Annotated in this window: 13 protein-coding genes; 8 read left to right on the top strand and 5 right to left on the bottom strand. The window is 67.1% G+C overall.

Annotated elements, in window-relative coordinates; genetic code table 11:
• Positions 1 to 289 precede the first annotated feature (289 nt).
• The 6 genes from HMPREF2883_RS14170 to HMPREF2883_RS07875 all read left to right on the top strand — a co-directional run bounded on the left by HMPREF2883_RS14170 (position 290) and on the right by HMPREF2883_RS07875 (position 4,825).
• A complete protein-coding gene (locus tag HMPREF2883_RS14170) occupies positions 290 to 766 on the top strand; it encodes a hypothetical protein (RefSeq protein WP_256277392.1) in 477 nt (158 codons plus the stop codon).
• A 586-nt stretch (positions 767 to 1,352) separates the two neighbouring features.
• Entirely contained in the window at positions 1,353 to 1,814 is a 462-nt protein-coding gene (locus HMPREF2883_RS15860) for a hypothetical protein (protein ID WP_371080568.1), read from the top strand.
• Positions 1,815 to 1,996: 182 nt separating this feature from the next.
• Positions 1,997 to 2,218: a type II toxin-antitoxin system Phd/YefM family antitoxin gene (locus HMPREF2883_RS07855; RefSeq protein WP_070512051.1), complete on the top strand. Its 222-nt coding sequence runs from the start codon at positions 1,997 to 1,999 to the stop codon at positions 2,216 to 2,218.
• Positions 2,215 to 2,607 carry a type II toxin-antitoxin system VapC family toxin gene (locus HMPREF2883_RS07860; protein WP_070660700.1) on the top strand — a complete coding sequence of 131 codons (393 nt, stop codon included), beginning with the start codon at positions 2,215 to 2,217 and terminating at the stop codon, positions 2,605 to 2,607. Before HMPREF2883_RS07855 ends, HMPREF2883_RS07860 begins: the two co-directional genes overlap by 4 nt.
• 548 nt (positions 2,608 to 3,155) lie before the next feature.
• On the top strand, positions 3,156 to 3,860 hold the full coding sequence (locus tag HMPREF2883_RS07870) for a hypothetical protein (RefSeq protein WP_070660703.1): 705 nt from the start codon (positions 3,156 to 3,158) through the stop codon (positions 3,858 to 3,860).
• A 467-nt stretch (positions 3,861 to 4,327) separates the two neighbouring features.
• Positions 4,328 to 4,825 (top strand): Dps family protein, encoded by a 498-nt coding sequence (locus HMPREF2883_RS07875; protein WP_176747175.1) that lies wholly within the window; start codon positions 4,328 to 4,330, stop codon positions 4,823 to 4,825.
• A 132-nt stretch (positions 4,826 to 4,957) separates the two neighbouring features.
• On the opposite strand, the gene HMPREF2883_RS07880 is transcribed toward HMPREF2883_RS07875, so the two are convergent.
• On the bottom strand, positions 4,958 to 5,575 hold the full coding sequence (locus HMPREF2883_RS07880) for a TetR/AcrR family transcriptional regulator (protein WP_070660709.1): 618 nt from the start codon (positions 5,573 to 5,575) through the stop codon (positions 4,958 to 4,960).
• Positions 5,576 to 5,613: 38 nt separating this feature from the next.
• On the opposite strand from HMPREF2883_RS07880, the gene HMPREF2883_RS07885 reads away from it, so the two are divergent.
• On the top strand, positions 5,614 to 6,927 hold the full coding sequence (locus tag HMPREF2883_RS07885; RefSeq protein ID WP_070660712.1) for an alpha-amylase family protein: 1,314 nt from the start codon (positions 5,614 to 5,616) through the stop codon (positions 6,925 to 6,927).
• Positions 6,928 to 7,061: 134 nt separating this feature from the next.
• Here HMPREF2883_RS07885 and HMPREF2883_RS07890 read toward each other — a convergent pair whose 3' ends face one another.
• Together HMPREF2883_RS07890 and HMPREF2883_RS07895 are read right to left on the bottom strand one after the other, a co-directional pair.
• Positions 7,062 to 7,463: a type II toxin-antitoxin system VapC family toxin gene (locus tag HMPREF2883_RS07890; protein ID WP_070660715.1), complete on the bottom strand. Its 402-nt coding sequence runs from the start codon at positions 7,461 to 7,463 to the stop codon at positions 7,062 to 7,064.
• Positions 7,460 to 7,687 (bottom strand): toxin-antitoxin system antitoxin subunit, encoded by a 228-nt coding sequence (locus HMPREF2883_RS07895; RefSeq protein ID WP_070660718.1) that lies wholly within the window; start codon positions 7,685 to 7,687, stop codon positions 7,460 to 7,462. Before HMPREF2883_RS07895 ends, HMPREF2883_RS07890 begins: the two co-directional genes overlap by 4 nt.
• A gap of 202 nt (positions 7,688 to 7,889) precedes the next feature.
• Here HMPREF2883_RS07895 and HMPREF2883_RS07900 point away from each other — a divergent pair, with 202 nt between their 5' ends.
• Positions 7,890 to 8,402 carry a VOC family protein gene (locus tag HMPREF2883_RS07900; protein ID WP_070660721.1) on the top strand — a complete coding sequence of 171 codons (513 nt, stop codon included), beginning with the start codon at positions 7,890 to 7,892 and terminating at the stop codon, positions 8,400 to 8,402.
• A 204-nt stretch (positions 8,403 to 8,606) separates the two neighbouring features.
• Here the strand turns inward: HMPREF2883_RS07900 and HMPREF2883_RS07905 are convergent, their stop codons facing one another.
• Positions 8,607 to 9,107: an NUDIX hydrolase gene (locus HMPREF2883_RS07905; protein WP_070660724.1), complete on the bottom strand. Its 501-nt coding sequence runs from the start codon at positions 9,105 to 9,107 to the stop codon at positions 8,607 to 8,609.
• A gap of 225 nt (positions 9,108 to 9,332) precedes the next feature.
• A partial coding sequence (locus HMPREF2883_RS07910; protein ID WP_083313564.1) for a nucleoside recognition domain-containing protein occupies positions 9,333 to 9,682 on the bottom strand: 350 nt, incomplete at its 5' end.

The raw sequence follows: 9,682 nt of genomic DNA on the forward strand, positions 1-9,682 counted from the left end.
CTCCCCCAGTCCGAGAAACACCACGCACCCCAGATCGTGGAGGTGCTTCCTCATGGCTCGTTCCTTTGTTCGCCTGTCTGCTCGTCGTCGTGTTGCCGGCGTCCTGGGAGTGGGTGTGCTTGCAGGCTCACTCGCTCTGGCTGGTTGTTCGTCGGGCAGTCCGAAGGGCGGGGGGACGATCCCACCACTGAACACTGGGGGAACCAGTGGTAGTTCGACGGCGTCACCGGCGGCGACGTCTGCTGCGTCGGCTGGTGCGAGCGGCGCTGCCAGTGCCAGTACCGGTGTGGTGACTGCTGAGTCCCTGTCCGACCCCGCCCTGGGCTACACGGTGGTCTCGATCCCCAAAGAACTGGACGCCACCCAGACCAAAGTCCTCCAAGGATTTGTTGCGTACGACAAACTGACCTGGAGAATATGGTCAACCGGAGAGGGGATTAATGACATTTCGGAGGTTGCCACAGGAAATACTCGGGATGCGGTCATCCGAAACCACGCAAGGATTCCGAAGGGGCAGCGCGACAATCCTCCCATTCGAATTTCGGTCACTGAAGTTGCTGTTGACCAAGCCGGGAAAGCGGCAACCGTAAAAGTTTGCGTAGATGCGACTAAAGTAACAACGTTGGATGTGAATGGGAATGATGTCAGTAATCCGGAGAAACAAGATCGAGAACTGGTTACAGAGGCCATGATGCTAGATTCTAAGGGGGACTGGCTGGCCAGTGATGAGTATGTTGACGAGAATGTGTCGTGTGCGGTTGAATGAGTGATACTCGGTGGGGGAAAGGTTTGAAGTTGTGAAGTTGATGCATTTTCGAAGTTTCTTTGTCGTTATTTGTGCTAGTATAATTTTGGCTGCACCTCAAGGTGTGGCGTTAAATGACTCCAGGGGCTCTCGGGTGTCAGGGGCTGCGCAGGAAAACGATGGTGGCGGAGCTGAAATTTCCGCTCATGTAGAAGTTGGTTACTCGTCTGCGGGTGGTGGAGGCTCCGGGCTGTCGACCACCTCAACGTCCGTGTCAATCAAACCTTCGTGCGGATACTCTCCAGGAGATACGCCTGAGGAGTTCGAAAAGAATTACGGTCTTCTTGCGGACGCTCCAGAAGGCGGTGGTTGGGATGACAATCTTAAGGAAAGGTATCCTGGCTTCCGAGACCACAGGCGTGATTCAGGTGGACGTTGGTGGAGGAGTTATTGTGATCGAAACGCCTTTCCTGATGGCCTGACTTGGGCTCGAGAGGGGTCAAAGTTCATAAATAATAACCCTGAGAATGTGTGGGTTCCGAACGGGCAGTCACCTCCCGTGCCGTACATTTCTCCTGCGTGGCTGGCGAAAGTTGCTTGGGAGGCAGTGAAGATTCCCGCCCCGACGGTGGAGACGAATCCGAAGGTCGGTTCCCAGGGTGCGACGCTGGTGGGGATGGACACCTGGGTGTGGGCCACTGGTGAGACTCCAACGAGTGTCAAGGCGACCGCTACGGCCGGGAGTACCTCCGTGACAGTCACGGCCGGGTCGTCTGGCCTGCAGCTGTCGGCACCCGACGGGAAGGCCTCCTGCACCGGGTTCGGTGTCGCCTGGCACCAGGGGATGCCTGAGGGCTCGAGTCCCTGCACGATCTCCTTCAACCGCAGCTCGGCTCACCTGGGTGGTACCACGCCGTTGACGATTAAGGTCGCCTACTCGGCCTCCTACACCGCCACCGACGGCAACACCGGCACCCTGCCGGCCATCACCACCACCAGCACCGTCAACCTCCCCGTCGCCGAGGTCCAGACCCTGACCACCAACGGAAAGAATCCCCGCCAGAACTGAGCCGGCCACGGCATCTAAAGCAGCCATTCGCCGTCAGCACGCCCGCGTACTGACAGGGACATCCTGCGCGTTGGGGGACAGGATTCCTGTCGGTGGGGAATGTCCCCGACCATGAGGGTGGGCGGCGGCGCAACCTGACCAACCTGGTTGACCAGGTCGCTTTCTCCTGGGACCATCAATGCATGAAGACGGTGAAGGTTCAGGAGGCGAAGACGCATTTGTCGGCGCTGTTGGTGGAGGTCGAGCAGGGGACGACCATCAACATCGCCCGAGGGCGTCAGACAGTGGCGCGCTTGGTTCCAGTCGGGGGCGAGCGGGAGCTGGGCTTCGGCGGATACCAGCTGCCGGACACGTTCTTCGACGAGCTGCCGGAGGAGGAGCTGAGTGCCTGGGAGGGTGCATGAAGGGCTACCTACTCGATACGCACGCGCTCATGTGGGCGATCAATGAGCCCTCGCGTCTGGGCGGGAGGGCTGTCGAGGTGCTGCGAGACCGAGGGAATGTCGTGGTGGTCTCCGCCGCCAGTGCATGGGAGCTGCATACCAAGAACCGCATTGGGAAACTGCCTGGAGCGGGGCCGTGGCTGGATGCTCTCGAGGGGCACGTGCGACGGCTCGGAGCGGAGTTCTTGCCCATCGAGTGGTCGCACGCGCGCTTGAGCGGGCAGCTTGAGTGGTCGCATCGCGATCCCTTTGATCGGATGCTGGCGGCGCAAGCGATGTACGAGTCGCTTGCGTTGGTGACGCGCGATCCGGCCTTCGAGGAACTGTCCGGTGTGACGATCCTGTGGTGAGTGGTCGTTGCCTAGATGTATGAGGTCATGACGTTGGCGACCTGTGTTGGGGTGCGGGTGGCGGGGTGTGGGCCACTGGTGAGACTCCAGCTGTTGCCAAGGTGACCGCGACTGCCCGGGCCTGGTGTCCCGGGCTGTTGGTCAGGTTGGTCCGGTCTCGTCGCGGTGGGCGGGGAGACCTCGGTCGGCTCGCTTCCTCACGGGGATCTTCGACGCTGTCTGGGACACTTCACCGTGGCTGGGGGCACTCCGTTCCAGGCAGGGGCTGTTTGTGCGTCGGGGGACGGAAATCCTGTCCCCCAGTGCGCAGGGTGTCCCTGTCGATGACGAGCCCTTGACATCGGCCATCATCCTGGATGGCCTGACCGGCAAGCCTGCGCAGCAGGCCTGGTTCCTCCTTCTGAGGACTGTTGGCATCACGTACCCTCGCCAGAACAGGGGTGTAGCAAGGAGGGCGACGAAGGTCGAGACACGTTCGTGACCTTCGCGGTAGTGTCAACGGGTTGGTTTCCGCCGGGTCGAATCCGGCCGACAGTGAGGAGCCCCCCGTGGCACATGCCGAGAACCGCCCCCCGAGCCGAGCCGGAGCCCACCGTCGAGCCGCCGCACTGGGCTGCCTGCTGCTCGCCGGCTCGCTGGCCCTGACCGGGTGCTCCTCCAAGGACTCCAAGCCCAGCGCCAAGACACCCGCAAACAGAGCCGGCGCCGTGGGGAAGTCGACGTCGGCCCCCTCGGCTTCCGCTACGGCGTCGAGCACCGCCGGCACCGTCACGGCGGCCTCCCTGTCTGACGCCCAGCTCGGATACACCATCACCACGATCCCCGCCGGCCTCGACGTCAAGCGGGTCGCGATCCTCCAGGACTTCGTGGCCTACGACCAGATGTCCTGGAAGCTGTGGGTCGGCGGCGGGCAGGACACCAGCAAGGTCCCCACCGTCACCACCGGCAACCTCCAGCAGCAGCTCCTCGACGACGCCGCCAACCTCAAGAACAAAGGGCAGAAGGCCAAGACCCCCGTCAAGGTCGCGATCTCCGAGGTCGCCATGAGCGCCGACGGCCAGAGCGCCACCGTCACCTACTGCGTGGACATGACGCAGGTGACCTACGTCGACGCGCAGGGCAAGGACGTCACCGAACCCACCAACAAGGCGCGCATCCCGGCGAAGAACACCATGGTGCCCGGCAGCAACGGGCACTGGCTCGCCTCCGAGGAGGAAGAGACCGGCGAGCCGAACACCTGCAAGGTCGGCTGATATCTCCGGAGCCGTCGTGGCATGATTGCGCTCACCTTTCTTCGGCACCTTCTCCCGGAACGCCCAGTGTCCTGCCGGGGAGGAAGGGAGTCGGAAGGAGGTGGGGGTCGTGTCCAAGCCGAAAGGCCGACGCAGGCAAGTTCGCAAGGACAAGGAAACGGCCCGGAAGGTGAGCGAACTGTTAAACCGCACTCGCTCGCCTGACCCGGGCCGTCAGTGTCCTTGTGGATACCCTCGGCAAGTGGTTCGGATGAGCCGCCTACCTAAGGGGAGCCGTCCGGTACCCGCCGGATGGCTCCCCGTCATTATGCCAGCCGGCTCGCGCCAGTGTCCACGTGCTGTTGACCGCCGTCGCCCGGCCCGAGAACCCGTCCATGCAGGTGGCTCTTGGTTTCAGGTGAGGCATGGCTTACCTGTGAATCATAAGTAACACCCACAGAGATTCACGATGTAGTAAAGTGATGGCCATGAACGCAGACACCATGACAACACCGTCCATCAACCTCACCTTCACCGCCTCCGCCGCTCTGAGCGACAACCTCCAGCGCGTCCTGACCGACCTCATCGCCCTCGAGCTGGTCGGCAAGCAGATCCACTGGAACATCGTCGGCTCGAACTTCCGCGACATCCACCTCAACCTCGACGACGTCGTCGACATCGCCCGCGAGGGCTCCGACGAGGTCGCCGAGCGCATGCGTGCCATCAACGCCGTCCCCGACGGCCGCCCGGCCACCGTCGCCGCCGCCACCACCGTCCCGGCCGCCCCCGAGGGCGAGATCCTCACCAGTGAGGGCGTTGCTTACATCGTCTCCGCCATCGAGGCCGTCGTCGCCACCCTGCGCGGCGTGCACGACGACGTCGACTCCGAGGACCCCACCTCCTCCGGCATCGTCGAGGACCTCACCGGCAAGCTCGAGCAGCAGGCCTGGTTCCTCTCCGCCGAGGTCCGCAAGCCCGTGCGCTGAGCCCGAGGCTCGCGCCGATGCGCTGACTCCATCACGTGGGGCCCACCTCCTGGCGAGGTGGGCCCCACGTTCGCGTCTGTGGGCCGGGCTGCCGGCCCCGGGATGTCGTACTCGCCTGGGCGGTCCCAGCTCTCATGCCCGCCAGTCGCCCAGCGCCCCCTCCAGGCAGCCCAGCGCCGCGTCAACCAGGCTGTGGCGCTGGTCGTCGGGGCAGCCGGCGTGCACCCAGCGCAGGCAGGCGTCGTCGAGGAAACCGAGGTAGCCCCACAGGGCGAAGTCGTCGCGGTGGCCCCGGCTGCCGCCGACCACCTTGGCCAGGGCCGCCACCGCCGCCTCGCGCGCCTGCCGCCTCACCCGGGCCGCCTCATCGCCCGGGTCGTGCCCGGCCAGCACCTGGTAGGTCACCCAGCCGGGGGAGCGCTCGGCGATGAAGTCCAAATAGGTCAGCACCGAGGTCCGCACCCGGTCCCGGGCCGACGACCCTTCCGGTAGGGCGTCGTCGGCCCGCCGGGTGCGCTCGGCGAGCTCGTCAGCGGCACGCTGGAGCACCTCGGCGTAAAGGCCGGCCTTCCCGGCGAAGTACTTGTGCACCAGCGCCTCGGAGGCCTGAGCCTCCTGGGCGACCTCGACCAGTGAGACCTCCTCGTACGGGCGGCTCGCGAACGCATGCCTCGCCGCGGACAGGATCAGCTCGCGGCGCTCGGCGGGATCCATGCGCAGGCGGGGGCGCTTGTCGGTACGGGACGGCACCTTGACATGCTAACGGGTGCGGCGGCACCCTTGGAGACATGACTAGTGAGTCGCCTGGAATAAGCCGTCCTGCAACCCCCGCCTGGATCGACCATGCCATCTGGTGGCAGGTCTATCCCCTCGGCGCCACCGGCGCCCCCGTCCGCCCCGAGCCGGGCACGCCCCTGACCGAGCCCGGTGCCCCCGCACGCCTGGACCGCCTGGAGCCCTGGCTCGACTACGCCGTCGAGCTCGGCGCCAACGGCCTGTCACTCGGGCCGATCTTCGCCTCATCCACCCACGGCTACGACACCACCGACCACCTGCGCATCGACCCCCGCCTGGGGGACGACGCCGCCTTCGACCGTCTCGCCGAGGCATGTCGCACCCGGGGCCTGGCCCTCATGCTCGACGGCGTCCTCGGGCACGTCGGCACCGAGCACCCCCTCTTCCGGGCCGCCCGCGCCGGGGGAGGCGAGCGCGGCCTCTTCCGCTTCGACGACGCCGCCGGCGGGAACGACGCCGGGCAGGCCGGCCCCGGCTACGCCACCTTCGAGGGGCACGAGTCCCTGGCCGCCCTCAACCACGACTCGACCGAGGTGCGCGACCTGGCCGTGCGGGTGCTCACCCACTGGCTCGACCGCGGCGCGAGCGCCTGGCGCCTGGACGCCGCCTACGCCGTCGCCCCCGCCTTCTGGGCGAGCGTCCTGCCCGCCGTGCGCAAGCGCCACCCCGACGCCTGGTTCATGGGCGAGGTCATCCACGGCGACTACGCCGGCTTCGTGGAGGCCTCCACCGTTGACACCGTCACCCAGTACGAGCTGTGGAAGGCCACCTGGAGCTCCCTGGTCGACGTCAACTTCTACGAGCTCGACTGGTGCCTCAAGCGCCACAACGAGCTGCTGGACCGGTTCGTCCCGGCCACCTTCGTCGGCAACCACGACGTCACCCGCATCGCCAGCAAGGTCGGGGCCGGCGGGGCGGCGCTCGCCGTCGTCCTGCTCATGACCGTGGGCGGCGTGCCCAGCGTCTACTATGGGGACGAGCAGGCCTTTCGTGGGGTGAAGACCGAGACCCTCGGCGGCGACGACGAGGTCCGCCCCGCCCTGCCGGCTGCCCCGTCCGGGCTCGCGCCGCAGGGCGCCTGGATGCTGCGGCTCCACCAGGACCTCATCGGCCTGCGACGCCGCCACCCCTGGCTCGTGCGCGCCCGCACCGAGGTCACCGAGCTGGACAACCCGCGACTGTCCTACGACGCCGTCGGTGAAGAAGGACAGCGGCTGCGCGTGAGCCTGGCCCTGGAACCGGCACCCCGCGCTGAGGTGCGTGCCCCCGGTGAGGCGCCGCTCGTCGTCGAGCCGCCCGCGGAGTGACTCCGACTGTTCCACCTTGTGTCGAGCCGGGCATTTCTCGCGTAGCCGGGCAGAAATTCCGTGGGGCTACGCGAAAAATGCCCGGCTCGGCGTCCGGTCGCGGAATGTCCCCGGCTGAGGCTTGCGAGGCTCGTCTAGACCGTGATGAGTGGGAGGCCGGGGTGGACCGCGCTCAGGTCTTCAGGGTCGGAGGTCACCACGGTGTGCCCCTGCTCCTGCGCCAGCAGGGCGACGTGAACGTCAACGATGTCCCGGTGTCCGCTGCGTCCGCACAGCAGGCCGACGGCTCGCGCCGTCATGTCGTCCAGCGGCGCCACGTGCACGCTGGGGTCCGCCAGCAGTCGTGCGACGCGGGCCTGCCGAGGGCCTCCCCGCCAGGCCTGTGCCACGACGCCGGCTGGCATGCTCAGGGGCAGGCCCGTCTCCGAGGCCCGGCGAAGGAGCGCGCGGACCCGCGAGTCTCCGCGCTCAAGTGCGAGCAGTGCGCCGGTGTCGAGGGTCAGGCCCTTGGCGCGCCTCCTGCTGGCGGTGGTCACGCCAGTCCCAGCGCCTGGTCGGCCCAGGCCAGGTCCGCGTCGTCGACGGGGCCGAGCTCGCGATCAAGGTCGTCCAGCAGCTGGGCGAGGTTGTCCTCCCGTTGCGCGCGAGCGACCGCTGCGCTGACGAATCCCGATACCGATGCCGCCCTGCCCTGTGCGACCGCACGGCGAATCGAGACGATCTGCTCGTCCGGGAGGCTCACCGCGATCTTCTGAGTCATACCAGAATCATACCAAGGGTGGTGCAGACGCCCCCGTGCCGACCCGGGCATTTCTCGCGTAGCCGGGCAGAAATTCTGTGGGGCTACGCGAGAAATGCCCGGCTCGGCGTCCGGTCGCGGATGATGTCCCCGGCCGCGAGACTCTGACAGTAACGCGGATCACCTTGACCCTCACGTAGCGTGAGGGATGAGGCTGCCGCGCATGAGCACCTTCAACGCATTCGAGATGAGCCCCGTGCCTGCGCCCAGCGAGGACGCCCAACCGCCCGAGCCTTTCCGCGGCATCTACGGCATGCCGATGTTCGTCACTGTCCCGACGTCGGACCTGGACGCCTCGGTCGACTTCTGGACCGAGGCACTGGGCTTCTTCACCCTGTTCAGCATTCCCGGCCAGCTGGTGCACCTGCGCCGCTGGGCCTTCCAGGACGTCCTCCTGGTGCCGACGCCGCAGGCGCCCGCTCCAGCCGACGGCCCCTCGATGAGCGTCAGCTTCTCCTGCGTCCTGTCCCAGATCGACGAGATCGCCGCGACCTGCGAGCAGCGCCGGCCGGGCAGCGTCACCGGCCCGCGCATCACCCCGTGGAACTCCCGCGAGGTCGAGGTCGTCACCCCCGAGGGCGTGCGCGTCGTCCTCACCGCCGCCAGGCCCCTGGACCCGAACAGCGCGCAGGCCGAAGGGCTCCGGCGTATCGGCATTGAGGTGCCCGAGGCCTGACCGCAACTGCCTCACCCCTCCACGAGTGGTGCATCCACCACCAAGCCCCACCGACTGTCTCACCCCTCTTGCGGTCGGGGGCATTCGACGCCGTCGGGGACAGGAATCCTGCACCCGTACGCGCAGGATGTCCCCGTCCGGAAGAGATGGCACCCCGCCGCGCGGAATGTCCCCGTCGACGTCCCCGGCCGAAGGCAACCGGCGTCAGGAGGCCGGGTGGAAGCGCGCGCCCGACGTCGGGTCGGCCAGCCAGGCCAGGGCCGCCTCGATGCGTCCGGGCGTCGAGCTCAGCAGCGGCTCGGGCAGCGCGTCCGGCGCGAACCAGCCCACCTGCGTGGACTCGTCGTCGGCCACATGGGCGCGAGCCGCGCTGCCGGGGCGCGCCCGACCCACGAAGTTGATGTCCATGAACACGCAGTTGTCTCCGTTGGGGAAGGCGAAGGGCTCGCCCGCGGTCACGCTCGTGAGCGCCAGCACCTCCACGTCCACACCGGTCTCCTCCAGGCACTCGCGCCGGATCGCCACCGCCGGCTGCTCGCCGGGCTCGGGGATGCCGGAGACGACCGCCCAGCGCCCGTTGTCGGCGCGCCGCCCCAGCAGGAGCCGGCCGGCCTCGTCGACGACGACGATGCTCACCCCCGGCAGCCACAGCATGTCATGCCCGATCTTCTGCCGCAGGGAGACGATGAACTCCGGAGTCGCCATACCGCGAGCCTAGACGATCACTCGCCGCGGAGGTGGCGGTTGCCAAGTGCCGGCACTCGCTTAACACGTCGACCGAATCTTCAAAAAAGACCCGGAGCCGCGTCGTTTATGAAGATTCGGTCGAAGTGTGTGGGGGTAGGTGGTGTGTGCGGGGGCGGTGGGCGCACCCAGGCCCGGCTCGTGCGCCGCACCCCAGCGCACCCCGGGCAGGCGCGCCGCAACCGCCTACATGAGCATGGCGACGACGACCCTCGTGAGGGCCGCCATGACCCATGCTGTGACGAACATGTAGGTGTAGGCGATGATCGGCCACTTCCAGGTGCCGGTCTCGCGGCGCATCGCACCGGCTGTGGCCATGCACTGCAGGGCGTAGACGAAGAACACGAGGATCGCCGCGATCGTGGCCGGGTTGAACAGCAGGTCGCCGGCCTTGTTGGTCAGGGTGTCCTGCTGGTAGGTCATTGTGGCCAGGTGGGCGCTGGGCTCCTCGGGGTCCTCGGCTGCGGCGATCTGGCCGAGGGTGGCCACGAAGGTCTCGCGCGCCGCCAGTGAGGACAGGGTGGCGACGTTGATGC

Source organism: Actinomyces sp. HMSC075C01 (assembly GCF_001812965.1).
Taxonomy (GTDB): domain Bacteria; phylum Actinomycetota; class Actinomycetes; order Actinomycetales; family Actinomycetaceae; genus Actinomyces; species Actinomyces acetigenes.